We start from the raw sequence: 16,928 nt of genomic DNA on the forward strand, positions 1-16,928 counted from the left end.
AAAGATGAATGCGCGGCTGTTTGCTGAGGAGGAGAGAGAATGATGAATGTATTGCTGGTTGGTGTGCTTGTTGCTTTGTGCACACTTTTCGTTTTTGAGATGAAAAGGTCATTGGAGCGCTCATCTTTGACAAATGAGTTGATAAATGAGTACGCAGGCGAAATTCCGGGCCCTAAGAGGCAGGAGCTCATTGCCCGGATATATGCCTACTGTGCCCGTGACCGGAAACTGAAAAAAATCATAAAAAAATATCAGGCTACGGAGGAAGATTTCATGAAAGCCTACAAGAAGCTCTTGCGGGAGGCGGATATGGTGAAGGGCCGCCGCTATGTACCCATATCTTCTTTTTTTTACGTGTACACATTGGAGCATATTTTGGCACACCCTGAGGAGGAGGGCAGGAAGCTGGCTATGAAGTGCCTGAACTTCTTCCACTTTTGATTGAATTCTGGTTTCTTTGTGGTACAATGGGGGCACGGAGGATATGATATGAAAAATCAACTTTCTTTAATAAAACATAAAGCCCTGTCCCTGTGCCTTGCTGTCATGATGAGCATGGGCGTGGCGTTGCCTGCTGCCCGGGTGGAGGCAGGAGTGGACCCCTGGGCGGCAGCTGCCCAAGCTCTGGGAGTCTATGCCGCCTACAAGTCCAGTCTCAAGAGCGTGCTCTTGCTTGGCAATGACCCCAGGGCCCAGGTCAGCGGGCGGATCCAGGATCTGCGGGCCAATGGCAGGGACAGGAATGACCATGACTGGGCCATAGTGAACGAAGTCATGGAGCAGCTGGTGGAGAAGGGGGATTATGCCCTGAAGGTCAATTCCCTGCCTTTCCTGTGGAGCGTCAATGACAGCAATGACTTCAATGCTGCCTGCTATCCCACCAATTACATCAGCATCAACCGGGCTTTGGTGCGGGGGCTCCAGTGCGACAGGGATGAGCTGGCGGCGGTGCTGGCCCATGAGATGACCCACGGCCTCAGGCAGCACAGCGCCCATAACTATGCCAAGGCGGTGGCTCAGTACTATGGCATGGCCTTCCTCAATATGGATGCAGGACTTATGGACTGGAACAAGCTCAACGCACTGGTGAACTATTCCATTGCCAAGAATGTGACCCTGCCCACGGAGTACGAGGCTGACGAGGGGGGCTTCTACCTCATGGCCTCAGCTGGCTTCAATCCCGGTGGCGGGGCAGCGGCCATGTACCGCATGGGCTATTACCTGACTTATGAAACAAAGAATGTCATGGAGTATCAGGACCTTGACCCCAAGCTCAAGGAGCAGGAGAACTACAACGACCACCCTGATACGGATCTGCGGGAGGCGAAGCTTTCACAGCTCATGAGTGCTTATGGGGCAGGTCATGTGACGGTGCAGGGGCGCAAGGATATCTATATAGATGGAGAATGGCTGCTCACCGTGGACTGGACCGGGGATGAGTTCGACAATACGGCAGAAAATGCCTACTATGTGGCAGGAGCCCTGTCCAAGGCTTTCCATGATTACGACAGCCCGGAGGAATGGCAGTTCCGCAGCGATGGCAGGGGCGGCGTGACCTGTCTGGAGGACAGCCGGGTAAATGAGGTGCTCCATGACTTCCTGGCAAGAACCGGCACTGGCGCCCGCTTGCAGGAAATGGTGACCAAGGCCTACAGAGTGGAAAAGGCCACGGGCTTCCGGGAGCAGATGAAGCTGGCAGAAGCAAAGCGCCGTGAGGAGCTTCAGCAGGAGCAGGCAAAGGCTCTGGCCGCTCCTGCCAAAGTGGTGAAGAAGATGCGGGAAAACGCCGATACCTACAGCGACTACGGCATGGGCGGTGCTGCCCTCTTTCAGATGGAGCGCGCCTTCGCGGCAGAACATCAGGATAATGCTGCGGAAAACTACGCCATTCGCGGCCGTGCCCGGGCGGTGGAGGGAGACTACGAAGGTGCCCTTGCCGATGCCAACAAGGCCGTGTCCATGGATGACAAGAATATCTACAACTTCCTGAACCGCGCCGATGTCTGCCGCATGAGAGGTGATAGGGAGGCGGCCCTTTCCGACTGCGAGAAGGCAAAGTCCCTGGACAAGAAGAATGCTGTGGCCTGGCTGCTGACGGCGCAGATTTACGAGGAGATGGGAGACGGGGAAAATGCCCTGCTGAATTACAAGGAGCTTTACAGGCTCCGCCCCAAGGCTTTCAGGAGAATCCCCGAGGAGTACCTGAAGGAGATTTCCGAGAAGGATTATAAGGCGCTGAAAAAAGAGCAGGCAGAGGCGAAAAAGGCGGCGAAAGAAAAAGAGAGCGAATTTTTGTCTGTCGACAAAATCTGAACAATAGCGTTATAACGGGGACAAGCCCCGTTGAAACGCCAATATGTATATTTTGTCTGTCGACAAAATTTGAACAACTGCGTTATAATAAATACGTTATTTATTTGGGAAGGGATGAAAGTTAAGATGGATGACAAGATCAGGGGGCGCCTGCAGGCGCGTATTGATGAGCTGACGCGGCGCATGAGGGTGGATTCCAACGATTTGGATTATGAGAGCCACCTGCGGCAGAAGAGGGAGCTCCAGAGCATACTGGACCATATGAATGGTAATGATGCCGGGGAATAAGTCTTTCAGATATTTTACAAACTGCTTTGTTAGACTAAACATCAAAAGGTCAAAGAGAGGATGAATGATATGTCCCAGCGCATGACTATGGATGAGGTATTGAAGGAATACGGTGTGCCCCAGATCAAGCTGGATATCCACGCTACCCGTACGGAGCTCCTGAAGCTCAGGGAAAAGCTCATGGCCATACGTGACCTTTCCGGCGGCCGGGAACAGGGTTATCTGGATATTGACTGCAAGCTCTACATTGATGTGGATGATATCGACAGGTATCTGTCCGGGGAATTGGACACTGTGGGTGAAATCTACGCTTTTGAAGACGATATCAAATCCTACGAAGGATGAGTTCAGTTATTTATTGAAGGAGAATTTTTTATGGTAAATGCTAGGAAAATCCTTGCTTCGTTAATGGTTGGAACTATGGTTGCAGTGGCAGCGCCTGCAGGCGTTGCTCTTGATAATCAGGCTGTTTATTCTGTGGCTGCGGCAGCCAAGGGCGGGGCCAAGTTCTCGGCGCCGAAACCGGCACCGAAGCCGGCGGCTCCCAAGGCAAGTTCCCCCAGCAGCAAGGCTTCTGATTCCAAATCCGTGTCCGGTAATGGCAAGGACTACAAGCCGTCCAAGGATGCCAAGAGCCTGGAAAAGGATGCGCCGGGGACTAATGCAGCAGCCAAAAGCAATGCGGCGGCTGCTGGCACCGCTGCCCAAAGCTCTTCCGGCTGGGGCTCTGCTCTGAGGCAGGTGGGCATTCTGGCAGGCGGTATGTTCCTGGGCCACATGTTGGCCAGCCTCATTGGCTCTGGCGGAATTTTGGGGGATATCTTGGGCCTGGTGGCCAATGTCATTCTTTTCGGGGCTTTGATCATGCTCCTTCGCTGGGCCTGGAACAGGTTCCGTGGAAAGGGCAGCAGCCCTTCCTATGACCGTGGCTGGCAGCGTTCATCAGAGCCTGTGGATGTGACACCCCGGGACAGCCAGGGGCGTCCTGCCTATCAGGATATCAGCCGTATTTCCAGCGGTGAGTACGATGCCAAGTCCATGGCGGACAGGTATCGTAACAGGTGATATATAGCCTCCCTGTTTACGGGGGAGGCTTTTTCGGTAAGGAGAATTTTTATGGTAAAAGAAAGTACAATCAAAAAAGTTGATGATCTCATTGAGCGTTATCCTGCCCTGGCTGTCTGCAAGGAGGATATGAAAGCTGCAGTGGAGGTCATCTGTGAGAGCTACCGTGCAGGACACAAGCTCATTGCCTGCGGCAATGGCGGCAGCGCTTCTGATGCAGAGCACGTGGTAGGTGAGCTCATGAAGGGCTTTCTGCTGCCCCGCAAGCTGGACAAGCAGATGGAGCAGCGCTTCCGTGAGGTCTGCCCGGATTCTGCTGATTACTTCATGGAGAATCTGCAGGGGGCCCTGCCTGCCCTTTCCATGGTGAATCAGGTGGCCCTCAACACTGCCTTTGCCAACGACCAGGCGCCGGACCTTTCCTTTGCCCAGCAGCTTCTGGGCATGGGGGATGAGGGTGATGTGCTGTTGGCCATCTCCACCTCCGGCAACTCCACCAATGTCATCTATGCCCTGGACATGGCCCGGGCCAAGGGCGTGAAGTCCATTGCCCTCACCGGTAAATCAGGCGGCAAGATCAAGGCGAAGAACATGGCAGATATCACCATCTGCGTGCCTGAGGACGAGACTTTCAAGATTCAGGAGTATCATCTGCCTGTCTATCACATGCTCTGCATTGCGGCAGAGAATGAATTCTTTGGAGAATAAAACTTTATAAGCAGGATAAAGCCCCCTTGGCGTGGAATTATGATAAACTGTATGAGTAGCAGTAAATCGTAAAAATCATGGTAGGGGGCTTTTTATTATGCTAGTATCTGAAAAAATACTCAAGAAACTTGCCAACGGCAGTGATGTGCGAGGGGTAGCTGTGGAAGGCGTGCCCGATGAGCCGGTGACTCTTTCTGTAGAGGCAGCCAATGTCATTACCGGTGGCTTTCTGGAATTCCTGGCTGAGAAGGCCGACAAGGAGAAGAAGAAGCTGAGGGTGGCGGTGGGACACGATTCCCGTATTTCTGCCCCGGCTCTCAAGAAGGCTGTGCTGGAGGCTCTGACTGCCGCTGGCTGTGTCACTGTGGACTGCGGTATGGCTTCCACCCCTTCCATGTTCATGTCCACGGTGTTCCCGGAAACCAGCATGGATGGCTCCATCATGATTACCGCCAGCCATCTGCCCTATAACCGCAACGGTCTGAAGTTCTTCACCAAGGACGGGGGCGTGGAGCATGAGGATATCGATGCCATTCTCTCTGCTGCTGCCCGCCAGCCGGTAGCCCAGGGCGATCTGTCCAAGGTCCAGCAGTATGATCTGATGGAGCGCTACTGCCATCACCTGCGGAAGAAAATCCGTCAGGCTCTGGGGGGCGAGAATGAACCCCTCAAGGGCATGCACGTGGTAGTGGATGCAGGCAATGGCGCAGGCGGCTTCTTCGCCAGCCAGATTCTGGGCCGCCTGGGGGCTGACACCACCGGCAGCATTTTCCTGGAGCCGGACGGACATTTCCCCAATCACATTCCCAACCCCGAGAACAAGCAGGCCATGGCCGCCATCAGGGAGGCCGTGCTGAAGAGCAAGGCAGACCTGGGCCTGATTTTCGATACGGACGTGGACCGCATGAGCGCTGTGCTGAAGAATGGCAAGGAAATCAGCCGCAATGCCCTCATTGCCATGATGGCCGCCATTCTGGCACCGGACTATCCCGGCAGCACCATTGTCACGGACTCCGTGACCTCTGACGAGCTCACCACTTTCCTCAAGGAGGAGCTGGGCCTCAAGCATCACCGCTATATGCGCGGCTACAAGAACGTCATTGACGAGTGTGTCCGCCTGAACCACAGCGGCATTGTGTCCCCGCTGGCCATCGAGACTTCCGGCCACGGAGCCCTGTCCGAGAACTACTATCTGGATGACGGCGCCTATCTGGCTGTGAAGCTCCTGATTGCTGCTGCCAAAGCCAAGGCCAAGGGCAAGAAGCTTGAGGGCCTGGTGGCAACGCTGGGCGAGCCGGTGGAGGCGGTGGAATACCGCATGAAGATAGCCCGTGAAGATTTCAAAGAATATGGGCAGAATGTGCTGCAGGCCTTTGAGAACCGCGCGGCAGAGAAGGGTATCAAGGCTGCCAAGCCTTCCTTCGAGGGCGTGCGCTTGGTGTTTCCCCAGGGCTGGGCTCTCCTGCGCCTCTCCCTCCATGACCCCCAGATGCCGCTCAATATCGAGAGCCGCAAGGCTGGCGGTGCCAAGGAGATTGCAGGCCAGGTGCAGGAACTCCTGGCAGGCTTCGATGCACTGGATTTTTCTGTCTTCAATAAGTAAATGAACGCAAGAGAACCGCCACGGGCAACCGCGGCGGTTTTTGGACTTTAGGATGGTAAAGATGAAGAAAAAGGAATTTTTTCAGAAACAGCATAAAGAACTCTGCGATGCCCTGCTCAAGGCGGGGAAGATTGACAGCCGGCTGAGTTTGTGGCGCTCACTTTCCTTTATGCTGGCGGTGCTGGCGCTGGCGGCGGGGTATGATGGCTATTTGTTTGGTTACGTTGCAGGAGCGGCCTTGCTGACGGTGTTTGTCCTGCTGATAAGACGGCACGGCAGGTTCAGGCAGGAAATGGCCGCCCTTCAGGAGCGTTTGCAGGCGGTGGAGGCCTTTCTTGCCCGTATGGAGGGCAGCTGGCGGGAGTTGGCTTTGGACGGTGAAGATTTTTTGCAGGAGGAACGGCCCCAGGGACGTGACCTGCACCTCTTTGGCAGGGCCTCGTTTTTTCAGTATCTCTGCCTTGCCCGGACACTGGGGGGCAGGGAGAGGTTGGCGGAGGTGCTCTCTCCCTTTCCTGGCAGCCGGGACGTTATCCTCCTGCGGCAGGAGGCCGTGGCGGAGCTTGCCAAAGAGCCGCAAGGGGCGCTGAAATTGGCCGGCCTGCTGCAGGCGGTGCCGGAGGGGCATGACCTGGCACCTCTGGCGGAGAAAATAAAGGGGGAGGGGGCAGAGGAAGCCCTGCCCTGCCGGGTTCTTGGGAAACTTCGCTATGTCCTGCCTTTGCTGCCCTGGCTGGCTCTGGCCCTGTCACTGGTGGGCAGGCTGCCCTGGGAAGCTGCTTTTTATCTCTGGGGGCTGAACCTCCTGCTTTCCCTTTGGGCGGCAGGGGCCCATGGGGCAATCCTCTCCCCTTTGCTGGAAATCCAGCAGGCCCTCAGAGGCTATGCGGGGGTCTTTGCCTTTTTGGAAACCAGGGAAAACAAAAGCCTTTACCTAAGAGACCTGCGCCGCCACTTCCTGGGGGAAACAGAGGGCAAGGACAGGGGGATGAAGGCTTCTGAGGGACTGGCAAGGCTGGCAGGGCTGGCGGAGCGGTTCCTTTACCGGCAGAATATCCTGGCCTTCGTGTTGCTCAATGCCCTTTTCCTGATGGACAGCCATCTGACGGCAGGCTTCCTCAGGTGGCAGCGGGGGGCAGGGTGCCAGCTCTCCGGCTGGCTCTCAGCCCTGCAGGAGATGGAAATGCTCTTGTCCCTGGCCTTACCTGCCCTGACCCGTGAGAAAACCGCCCTGCCTGTCCTGCTGGAGGAAAGTGCCCCCAGGCTCAGGGCCCGGGGGGCGGAATCCCTGCTGATAGAGGAGGGCAGGGCTGTGGGCAATGGGGCAGACTTCACAGGTGAGAGCATCATCATCACCGGCTCCAACATGAGCGGCAAGACCACATACTTGAGGACTCTGGCAGGGACAGCAGTGCTGGCCTATGCCGGGGCGGCGGTGCCGGCGGAGAGCTTTGAGGTGTCACTGATGGATATCTACACCTCCATACAGGTGAGTGACGACCTTTCCAAAGGTATCTCCACCTTCTACGCAGAGCTCCTGCGGGTGCGCCAGATGGTGGAGGCGGCAGGGCAGGGACGTCCCATGCTCTGCTGCATAGATGAGATTTTCAAGGGCACTAACAGCGCCGACCGCATAGTAGGCGCCAGGGCAGCCATCCAGCACCTGACCCGTCCCCATATCCTGGCCTTCATCACAACCCATGATTTCGAGCTGTGTGAACTGCAAGGCCCGGAAGGCCAGCCCCTCCGCAACTTCCACTTCGAGGAACACTACGAAGATGACAAGATAAAATTTGACTTCAAACTGAAGGAAGGCCGCTGCACCACCACCAATGCCCAATACCTGCTGAAAATGGCAGGAATAATCTACTGAACCACATTAAAGACAATTCAATCTTCAGCCCATGGATGGGCGTTCTGTGGCCGTTGGCTTTCAAGGATGAAAGGCAAGGCCACGTTTTCTTTCGCTACGAAATCTTGGCTATTTCAAGTCCGAAGGACTTGTAATCGCTTAGATTTAGTGCGAGGGCGAAGTGTGACACGGTGTGTCACACGCAGTTTGCTTCGTTTTCTTTGCGCCAAAGAAAATGAACAGCCGAAAATGAAAAAGAAATATAAAATTTTTTTTGAGAAACCTAAAGACAAATGTCCGCAAGTGTGGTAATATAAGAAACATCTTCGAGAGAGGCAAACTAATGTCCGTGTATTGCGGACAGTGAGTGTAAACATCATTCTGAGGAGGACAATATGGAAGGACTTATACCTGCACTTGACGCGATTGATTCCTTTATGTGGGGCCCGCCCCTTATCACCCTGCTGGTGGGTACCGGCATTTATCTGACCTTCAGGCTGAAGCTTCTTCAGGTCATGCGCCTGCCCAAGGCTCTGGGCCTCATCTTCAAGGCCAAGAACCACGGCGAGGGTGATGTGTCAAGTTTCAAGGCTCTCTGCGTGGCTCTTGCTGCTACTGTGGGTACGGGCAACATTGTCGGTGTGGCTACCGCAGTGAAAGTGGGCGGCCCCGGTGCTATCTTCTGGATGTGGATGGCGGCTTTCTTCGGCATGGCTACCAAGTATGCTGAGGGCCTCCTGGCTGTGAAGTACCGCACCACGGATGAGAAGGGCGAGATTGCAGGCGGTCCCATGTTCTATATCAGGAACGGCATGGGCGAGAAGTACAAGCCTCTGGCTACCTTCTTCGCCATTGCTACGGTGCTGGTGGCCTGGCTGGGCATCGGCACCTTCCCCCAGGTGAACGCCATCGTGGACAGCGTGGAGCTTTCCTTCGGGGTGCCCAAGCTGGCTACGGACGTTGTCCTGACTGTGCTTATCGGCGCCATCACCATTGGCGGCCTCCAGAGCATTGCGAAAGTGGCCGGCAAGGTCATTCCCTTCATGGCGGTTATGTACATTATTATAAGTCTCGGTTTGATCCTCATGAACATCGAGGCTGTGCCTGCGGCTATCGGCCTGATCCTTGAGAGTGCTTTCACCGGTTCTGCTGCTGCTGGCGGTTTTGCAGGCTCCACCATCATGATGGCCATGCAGAACGGTATTGCCCGCGGCGTGTTCTCCAACGAGTCTGGTCTGGGGTCCGCTCCCATTGCAGCTGCGGCTGCCAAGACCAAGGAACCTGCTGAGCAGGGCCTTATCTCCATGACGGGCACTTTCATCGACACCATCATCATCTGCTCCATGACGGGCCTGGCTCTCGTGCTCACGGGTGTCTGGCAGGGAGAAAATGCAGGTGCAGCCATGACCAGTGCTGCCTTTGCTTCCGCTTACGGTGATGTGGGCACCTGGCTCTTGACCATCGCTTTGGCGCTGTTCGCTTTCACTACTATCCTGGGGTGGAACTATTATGGCGAGCGTGCTGTGATTTACCTCATGGGCACCAAGGGCGTGTTGCCCTACCGCCTGATTTTCATTGCCCTCATTGCTTCCGGTGCTTTCCTGAAGCTGGAGGCCATCTGGATTCTGGCAGATATCGTCAACGGCCTCATGGCCATACCGAACCTGATTGCCCTGATCGCCCTGTCCGGGGTGGTAGTGGCTGAGACAGAGCACTATTTGGGAAAGGATGAGGAAGTCAGTGCTGAACGTGCTGTTCAGGACTGACATTAGTTGAAGCCTTACCTGTTTGCTCTGATTAAATTGCATAATTATGAAGAAGTCAGTCCTTTGAGGGCTGGCTTTTTTTGACGTTCTGTGAAGCTGTTTGAGATTTTCGCTGAAAAAAATATGAATTGGTAACGGTTACTATGACAAATGTCATACAAAATCCTTTCAGATTGTGACAGCTTTCAGCTGACTTTTTATTGATTGTAAAATATAATATGTATAGTCAGAAAATAATTAACTGCGATGAAGTTTTCGTGACTGAGTTTGGATGATTTGTGATTTTGGGGATTTATTGAAAGGGGTTTATGCAAAATGGAAATCGCATTCTGCCGTATCGATGATCGTTTGATTCACGGTCAGGTTGCTACTACCTGGAGCAAGATTACGGGCTGCAACCGCATTATGTGCTGCAGTGACGAGGTGGCCAAGGACGAGATGAGGAAGAAGCTCCTCCTGCAGGTTGTTCCTCCCGGACTCAAGGGATATGTGGTGCCTGTGGACAAGGCTGTAGAGGCTTACAAGAATCCGAAGTACGAAGCTTTCAAGACTCTCTTCCTCTTCACGAAGCCCGGCGATGTGGTTCGTGCTGTGAAGGGCGGGATTCCCTTTACCTATGTGAACCTGGGCGGCATGTGCTACAAGGAAGGCGATACCCTTATTTCCACGGCTGTGGCTGTGAATAAGGAGGATGCAGCTGCTATCCGCGAGCTGGTGCAGATGGGCATCAAGGTGGAGATCCAGAAGACTCCGGCTGATAATAAGGGCGATGCCATCGCAGCTCTGGATGCCAAGGGGCTCTAATTCGTGACTGGCCAGGGCGTAGGGATTTGCCCTGGCTGTCTAGGGACAAACGCTTTGTTAGGTTTCGGCTGTTCATTTTCTTTATAGTAAAGAAAACGAACCAAAAGAAAGCGCGGCCTTGCCTTTCATCCATGAAAGCCAACGGCCGCATTAACGCCCATCCATGGGCTGAAGTTTGAGGTATTTTTGGGATTTATCTTTTATTGAACTATGTGGGAATTTTAAAGGGGTGCTAATTTATGACCACAATGCAATTTATCATGCTGTTTATCGTGGCTGCTGTGGCCGGCATGGGCTCCGTGCTGGATGAGTGCCAGTTCCATCGTCCGCTGGTGGCCTGCACGCTGGTTGGCCTGGTTCTCGGTGACGTCACCACCGGCATTATCCTGGGCGGTACGCTGGAGATGCTGGCTCTGGGCTGGATGAACGTCGGCGCCGCCATGGCTCCTGACGCCGCTCTGGCTTCCGTTGTTTCTTCCATCCTGGTTATCGTGGGCCATCAGAGCATCGGCGCTGGTATCGCTCTCGCCGTGCCTCTCGCTGCTGCCGGCCAGGTGCTCACCATCTTCGTGCGTACCATCACCGTGTTCTTCCAGCATGCTGCGGATGGCTTTGCTGCCAAGGGCAACTGCTTCGCTATCGAGATGTGCCATGTAGGCGGTCTGCTCCTGCAGGCTCTCCGTGTGGCCCTGCCTGCCATGGCTATCGCTGCTGTGGCTGGTACCGACACTGTCAACAGCGCGCTGGCTTCCATTCCTGAAGTCATCACCCGCGGCCTCCAGGTTTCCGGCGGCTTCATCGTGGTCGTAGGTTATGCTATGGTCATCAACATGATGAACGCCAAGAGCCTCATGCCTTACTTCTTCCTGGGCTTCCTCATTGCTGTGTTCACCAACGTCAACCTCATCGGCTTCGGTGCTATCGGCCTCATCTGCGCTTTCTTCCACATCAAGAACCTGCAGCGTGAGCTGGAGAGCGCTGCTGCTGGCCCTGTGCGCAGCGGCAACCCCGTGGATGACATTGATGATTCCGATCTCATGTAAGGAGGAAAGCAAATATGGAAAAGAAGCTTACTAAGGGCGACCTTATCAATATCTTTATTCGTTCAAACTTCCTGCTGGGTTCCTTCAACTTCGAGCGTATGCAGTCCATCGGCTTCTGCGTCTCCATGATCCCGGCTTTGAAGAAGCTCTACAAGGGCGAGGAGCTGAACCAGGCTCTGAAGCGCCACCTGGAATTCTTCAACACCCAGCCGTTCCTTGCAACCCCCATCATGGGCATCATTGCCGCTATGGAGGAGAAGCGTGCCAACGGTGCTGACATCAGCGACCAGACCATCTCCGGCGTGAAGGTCGGTCTTATCGGTCCTCTGGCCGGCGTAGGCGATCCTATTTTCTGGGGTACTCTCCGTCCGGTGCTGGCAGCTCTTGGTGCAGGCATCGCCCTCACCGGCAGCATTATCGGTCCCTTGATCTTCTTCATCGCTTTCAATGCCATCCGTCTGCTCACTCATTGGTACGGCGTTATGTACGGCTTTGAAAAGGGCACGGAGCTGGTGGACGAAGTGGGCGGCAACCGCATGCGTTACCTCACTGAGGGCGCCAGCGTCCTGGGCCTCCTGGTCATGGGCGCCTTGGTGGCCAAGTGGACCACGGTCAATATGCCTCTGGTCATGTCCTCCTATGTGAACAGCCAGGGCGACCAGGTAGTGGTTACCGTCCAGAGCATCCTGGACAGCCTGATGCCTGGCATCGTGCCACTGCTCATGACCTTCGCCTGCATGGCTCTCCTGAAGAAGGGCGTGAACCCCCTCATCATCATCATCGGTCTCTTTGCGCTGGGCATCTGTGGCTACGCCATCGGTCTCTTCGCATAAGATACAATTTTTCACAATCCATTGATTCTCTACTCGGCTGCCGCGAATGCGGCAGCCCTTTTTTGTTGCAAAATGTCAAACTCCCGAACCCCCAAAAAAACGAACTCCCGAACCCCCATCCCCCGAACCCCTCGAACCCCAGGGCCCATGGATGGGCCCCGCGGACGCGGAAATCACACGATGTGATTTCAGTCCGCGTAAACATGCCACCGGCATGTTTACCTTTTGGTTCGTTTTCTTTGCGCCAAAGAAAATGAACAGCCGTAACTATTATTAGGGGGCTAGCTATCCAACTATTAAAAGCATATAATAGAAAAGATTAAACATAACGTAATTTTTCTGGAGGTATCTTTTTGGAAAGACGGGAGCATGCTTTCTGGGCCCTGATGGTCCTGATGGCTTTGGCGCTGGTAGTCCTGGGCTTCATGCGCCTGGCGGGGCAGGATCTTTCTGCCCGCCAGACAGAAGGACGGCGGAAACTGGGTGCCGTCTACATGACCCTCAACAATCCCTTTTATGAAGTGGTGGACGAAGAAATCCGCACAGCGGTGGAGAACCGGGGAGATGTGCTCATCTCCCGGGACCCGGCCCTGTCCGTGGAGCGGCAGAATGAGGAGATAGAGGAGCTTATCGAAGATGGGGTGAAGCTCATCTTCATCAACCCGGTGGACTGGCAGAAGTGCGTGCCTGCCATAGAAAAGGCGCGGCGGGCAGGGGTGCAGGTGATTGTCATTGACACCAATGTGGAGGACGAGTCTCTGGTGGCCTCTACGGTGGTGTCCGACAATTATCTGGCAGGGCAGCAGTGCGCCCAGCATCTGGTGGGTACCCGCCAGGGGGGCAAGGTGGCGCTGCTGACCCATGTTCAGGCCCGCTCGGCCCAGGAGCGCATACAGGGCTTTTTGGACACCCTCGCCCATTATCCGGCTTTTCAGGTGGTGGACCAGGCAGAGTGCCAGGGCCAGCTGGAAACTGCCATGCCTGCTATGGAAAAGATGATTGGGCGCCACCCGGAAATAGATATCGTCATGGCCCTCAATGACCCGGCGGCCATGGGAGCTATGGCCGCCCTCAGGCAGGCGGGACGCTTGGAAGGGGTGGCTGTCTACGGGGTGGACGGGGTGACGGAGACCCGGGACCTCATCGCCCAGGGCCACATGCAGGCCACGGCAGGCCAGGACCCCCGGGGACTGGGGCGCATGGCGGTGGAGCAGGCTTACAAGGTGCTTGGCGGCGGGCAGCCGGAACCCTTGGTGAAGCTGCCTACGGTGCTGATTACCCGTGAGAATGTGAAGGCGTCCAATGGGGAAGGATGGGAATGATGGAGATAGATTTTTTCCTCTGGCGCAGCCTTTTCAAGACCAAGAGCCTGGCAGGGCGGCTGCACCAGCTGTTGTGGCTTTACAACGGCATGGTGGTAGTGCTCTTTTCCGGCTTTTACTATGTGACCCAGCATAAGATCATCGAGGCCATGACCGCCCGTTCCTTCTTGCAGGCTTTGCCGGTGCTGCCGTTGCCTGCTGATGAGGTGGTGGCCCTTTCCTGGCTGTCCTTCGGGGTGCTTTTTGTCTGCGGCAGGATCTACCACAGGCAGGATATCACCCAGAGCGGCAGGTATCTGGCCCTGCTGGCAGAGACCATTGCCTGCCTGGTGGTCATGCGCACCCTGAGCCTGGCCTATGACGGGCTGGTGCTGCTGGTGGTGGCTGACCTCATGCACCGCTATGACGGCAAGAATACGGGGGGGCTGCTGGTGGGAGCCATGCTTTTGCTGTTCTTCCTGGCTGACTACAATATGCTGGGCTTTTTGAGAGGCGTGGAGCCTTTTGATGCTTATGCCGCCTATTATAACAGTTCTGTGCGCGGCGTGCTTTCCGCCCTCAAGAGCGGCCTGTCTTCGGTGAATGTGGTGCTCTTTGCCCTCTATCTGGTGATGCTGATACAGAATAAGCATCAGGAAAAGGAGCGCATCCAGTCCCTCAATGAGCAGCTGGAGTCTGCCAATGAGAAGCTCAGGCTCTACGCTGCCGAGGCGGAGCGTACGGCAGAGACCCGTGAGCGCAACCGTCTGGCCCGTGAGATCCACGATACTCTGGGCCATACCCTTACAGGGCTGGCGGCGGGCATGGATGCCTGCATGGTGCTGGTGGATGTGGCTCCCCAGAAGGCCAAGGAGCAGATGGAAAAGCTCAGGGATGTGGCCAAGCACGGCCTCAAGGATGTGCGGCGCTCCGTGAAGAAACTGCGCCCGGACGATCTGGAGCGGCTGCCTCTCAGGGAGGCACTGACCCACATGGTGAAGGAATATGCTGATACCACCTCCATGGAAGTGAAGCTCTCCATCGAGGGCTGGCCCGAGGCCATGCGGCAGGATGTGGAGGAGGTCATCTACCGCATTGTGCAGGAAGGTCTTACCAATGCCAATCGTCACGGCCATGCCACTAAGGCTTCTGTCACTTTCCAAATGGAGGAAGGCAGGCTCACTATTGCCATTGTGGATAACGGACAGGGCTGCAAGGAGGCAGTGCCGGGCTTTGGCCTGCGGCACATGCAGGAACGGCTTGATCTCCTGCACGGCAGCCTGTCCTGCCAGTCGGATAAGGGCTTCAAGCTGGAGGCTGTGATACCAGTAGGCCAGGGGGCTAAGGAGGAAAGACATGATTAAGGTTATGATAGCTGACGACCAGGAGCTTATCCGGGACAGCTTGAAGATAGTTTTGGAGCAGAACGGTGATATGAAGGTGTCAGCCCTGGCTTCGGACGGCCAGGAGTGCCTGGACATGCTGGAGCAGGACAGGCCGGATGTCATTCTAATGGATGTGCGCATGCCTGAGGTGGACGGGGTGCAGGCCACCCGCATCATCAAGAAAAAGTATCCTGAAGTGTACATCATTATTCTCACCACCTTTGATGATGATGAGTATGTTTACAATGCCCTGAAGTACGGGGCCAGCGGCTATATGCTGAAAGGTGTGTCCGTGTCGGAGCTGTCCAATGCCATTCGCACGGTGGCTTCCGGGGGCGCCATGATCAATCCCGAGGTGGTCACCAAAGTGGTGAAGCTTTTCAGCCAGATGGCCCAGAAAGGCAGCAGTTCTTCCTCCACGGTGGAAACTTTGGGGGGAGTGGAGCTCCTCACCCGCACGGAGAGGAATATTGCCCTGCTGGTGGGCCACGGACTCTCTAATAAGGAAATCGCTGACAAGCTGAAGCTCTCCGAGGGCACTGTGCGCAACGGACTTTCTTCTGTACTCTCAAAGCTGGGGCTCCGTGACCGCACCCAGCTGGCTATCTGGGCCGTACAGACGGGGCTGGCCGCTGAAGCGGTGGAAAGATGATGGGGATGAAACGCAAACTCTCCTTTGGAGGGCATCTGCTGGTCATAATCCTGTTGGCGGCTTTTGGCCTTTGGAGCTGGCAGGCGGCCCATGCCCGCACTCACCTGCGGGTGGGGACCTTCGTAGGCAGCGCCTGGGATGTGCCCAGCAGCGACGGCTACGCTGTCATGGACACGGCCATCAAGAGCTTTGAGGCAGAGCATCCGGATGTGGATGTGACCTACGTCAGCGGCATCAAGCCGGAGGATTATGAGGAGTGGCTGGCAGAGCAGATCCTGGCCGGGACAGAGCCGGATGTGTTCCTGATGCCCGATGATGATTTCGAGGCCTATGCCTCCATGGGGGCCATCAGGAATCTTTCCGATACCATAGCCCGGGACAAGGGCTTCGACGAGGAGGGATTTTATCCTGCGGTGCTGGAGTACGGCAGGAAGGACGGCAGTCTCTATGCCCTGCCGGTGGAGTGCGCTCCCACCCTGATGTTCGTGAACAAGACCCTGCTGGAACGGGAGGGTATCGAGATGCCCTCTGATGACTGGACCTGGCAGGACTTTTACGATATCTGCGCCAGAGTCACCAAGGACACTAACGGGGATGGGGATCTTGACCAGTTCGGTATGTATGATTATGACTGGCAGCTGGCAGTGACCACCAATGGGGGCGGCCTTTTCGACCCCTCGCGCAGGGCCTGTTTCTTTGCCTCTCCCAATATCGAGCAGTGTGTCCAATTTGTCATGAGCCTGAAAAAGCTGCAGCAGGGGCATGAGGTCACCAGCCGTGAGGTGGATTTGGGCAAGGTGGCTTTCCGCCCCTTCACCTTCGCTGAGTACAAGACTTACAAGCCCTACCCCTGGCGCATCAAGAAGTTCTCTGATTCTGAGTGGGACTGCGTGCGCCTGCCGGCAGGGCCCTCTGGCAAGAATGTCTCTCCTGTGAGCACCCTGCTCATTGCCATGAGTGAACGCACGGCAGAGCCAGGGTTGGCCTGGCAGCTCATGAAGAAGATTTCCATGGACCCGGAGGTGCAGCAGGCCGTGCTGGAAAAGTCCCAGGGGCTTCCCGTGCGCCGGGAAGTGGTGCTGAGTGCAGCCAGGGCTAAGTGGGGCTGGGGCAGCGCAGGTTCTGAGTCCGTAGATTTGGAAGCCATCAGCCGGGTCATGGATGAAGCCATCAGCCATCCCAAGTTCCGCGACCATTGGGCTGCCATCATCATAGCGGAGAATGCCATCCAGGAAATCTATGCAGGGAAACGCCCCCTGTCCATGGGGCTGCGCAAGCTCCAGAAGGAAGTCAACGCCTATCTGCAAAGGTAAAA

16 protein-coding genes are annotated in these 16,928 nt (G+C 55.6%); all 16 read left to right on the plus strand.

Annotated elements, in window-relative coordinates; all coding sequences use genetic code 11:
- Nucleotides 1-39 precede the first annotated feature (39 nt).
- The 16 genes from BLW59_RS07665 to BLW59_RS07740 all read left to right on the plus strand — a co-directional run bounded on the left by BLW59_RS07665 (nt 40) and on the right by BLW59_RS07740 (nt 16,926).
- A complete protein-coding gene (locus BLW59_RS07665; protein ID WP_029546283.1) occupies nt 40-441 on the plus strand; it encodes a hypothetical protein in 402 nt (133 codons plus the stop codon).
- A 48-nt stretch (nt 442-489) separates the two neighbouring features.
- Nucleotides 490-2,313: a M48 family metallopeptidase gene (locus BLW59_RS07670; RefSeq protein WP_175463384.1), complete on the plus strand. Its 1,824-nt coding sequence runs from the start codon at nt 490-492 to the stop codon at nt 2,311-2,313.
- 126 nt (nt 2,314-2,439) lie between these two features.
- A complete protein-coding gene (locus BLW59_RS07675; RefSeq protein WP_029546279.1) occupies nt 2,440-2,601 on the plus strand; it encodes a hypothetical protein in 162 nt (53 codons plus the stop codon).
- Nucleotides 2,602-2,670: 69 nt separating this feature from the next.
- Nucleotides 2,671-2,946 carry a hypothetical protein gene (locus BLW59_RS07680; RefSeq protein ID WP_029546277.1) on the plus strand — a complete coding sequence of 92 codons (276 nt, stop codon included), beginning with the start codon at nt 2,671-2,673 and terminating at the stop codon, nt 2,944-2,946.
- A 30-nt stretch (nt 2,947-2,976) separates the two neighbouring features.
- Nucleotides 2,977-3,666 (plus strand): hypothetical protein, encoded by a 690-nt coding sequence (locus BLW59_RS07685; protein ID WP_074697322.1) that lies wholly within the window; start codon nt 2,977-2,979, stop codon nt 3,664-3,666.
- Between the two features lie 51 nt (nt 3,667-3,717).
- A complete protein-coding gene (locus BLW59_RS07690) occupies nt 3,718-4,374 on the plus strand; it encodes a D-sedoheptulose-7-phosphate isomerase (protein ID WP_074697323.1) in 657 nt (218 codons plus the stop codon).
- Between the two features lie 97 nt (nt 4,375-4,471).
- On the plus strand, nt 4,472-5,977 hold the full coding sequence (locus BLW59_RS07695) for a phosphomannomutase/phosphoglucomutase (protein WP_074697324.1): 1,506 nt from the start codon (nt 4,472-4,474) through the stop codon (nt 5,975-5,977).
- A 61-nt stretch (nt 5,978-6,038) separates the two neighbouring features.
- A complete protein-coding gene (locus BLW59_RS07700; RefSeq protein WP_074697325.1) occupies nt 6,039-7,850 on the plus strand; it encodes a MutS-related protein in 1,812 nt (603 codons plus the stop codon).
- A gap of 374 nt (nt 7,851-8,224) precedes the next feature.
- Nucleotides 8,225-9,595: an alanine/glycine:cation symporter family protein gene (locus tag BLW59_RS07705; protein ID WP_029546269.1), complete on the plus strand. Its 1,371-nt coding sequence runs from the start codon at nt 8,225-8,227 to the stop codon at nt 9,593-9,595.
- A gap of 315 nt (nt 9,596-9,910) precedes the next feature.
- A complete protein-coding gene (locus tag BLW59_RS07710) occupies nt 9,911-10,399 on the plus strand; it encodes a PTS system mannose/fructose/N-acetylgalactosamine-transporter subunit IIB (RefSeq protein WP_029546267.1) in 489 nt (162 codons plus the stop codon).
- Nucleotides 10,400-10,638: 239 nt separating this feature from the next.
- Nucleotides 10,639-11,442 (plus strand): PTS mannose/fructose/sorbose transporter subunit IIC, encoded by an 804-nt coding sequence (locus BLW59_RS07715; protein WP_074697326.1) that lies wholly within the window; start codon nt 10,639-10,641, stop codon nt 11,440-11,442.
- 14 nt (nt 11,443-11,456) lie between these two features.
- A complete protein-coding gene (manZ, locus tag BLW59_RS07720) occupies nt 11,457-12,275 on the plus strand; it encodes a PTS mannose transporter subunit IID (RefSeq protein WP_074697327.1) in 819 nt (272 codons plus the stop codon).
- Between the two features lie 353 nt (nt 12,276-12,628).
- The gene (locus BLW59_RS07725; RefSeq protein ID WP_074697328.1) at nt 12,629-13,597 is read left to right on the plus strand and encodes a sugar ABC transporter substrate-binding protein; all 969 of its coding nucleotides are present in this window, start codon (nt 12,629-12,631) and stop codon (nt 13,595-13,597) included.
- Entirely contained in the window at nt 13,594-14,940 is a 1,347-nt protein-coding gene (locus tag BLW59_RS07730) for a sensor histidine kinase (protein WP_318258428.1), read from the plus strand. The genes BLW59_RS07725 and BLW59_RS07730 overlap by 4 nt, the downstream gene beginning before the upstream one ends.
- Nucleotides 14,933-15,613, plus strand: a complete 681-nt coding sequence (locus BLW59_RS07735) for a response regulator transcription factor (protein WP_074697329.1) — start codon at nt 14,933-14,935, stop codon at nt 15,611-15,613. The genes BLW59_RS07730 and BLW59_RS07735 overlap by 8 nt, the downstream gene beginning before the upstream one ends.
- Nucleotides 15,610-16,926 (plus strand): ABC transporter substrate-binding protein, encoded by a 1,317-nt coding sequence (locus BLW59_RS07740; RefSeq protein WP_139283596.1) that lies wholly within the window; start codon nt 15,610-15,612, stop codon nt 16,924-16,926. The genes BLW59_RS07735 and BLW59_RS07740 overlap by 4 nt, the downstream gene beginning before the upstream one ends.
- The last annotated feature ends 2 nt before the right edge of the window (nt 16,927-16,928 follow it).

The sequence above is a fragment of the Selenomonas sp. KH1T6 genome (assembly GCF_900108415.1).
GTDB lineage: Bacteria > Bacillota > Negativicutes > Selenomonadales > Selenomonadaceae > Selenomonas_B > Selenomonas_B ruminantium_A.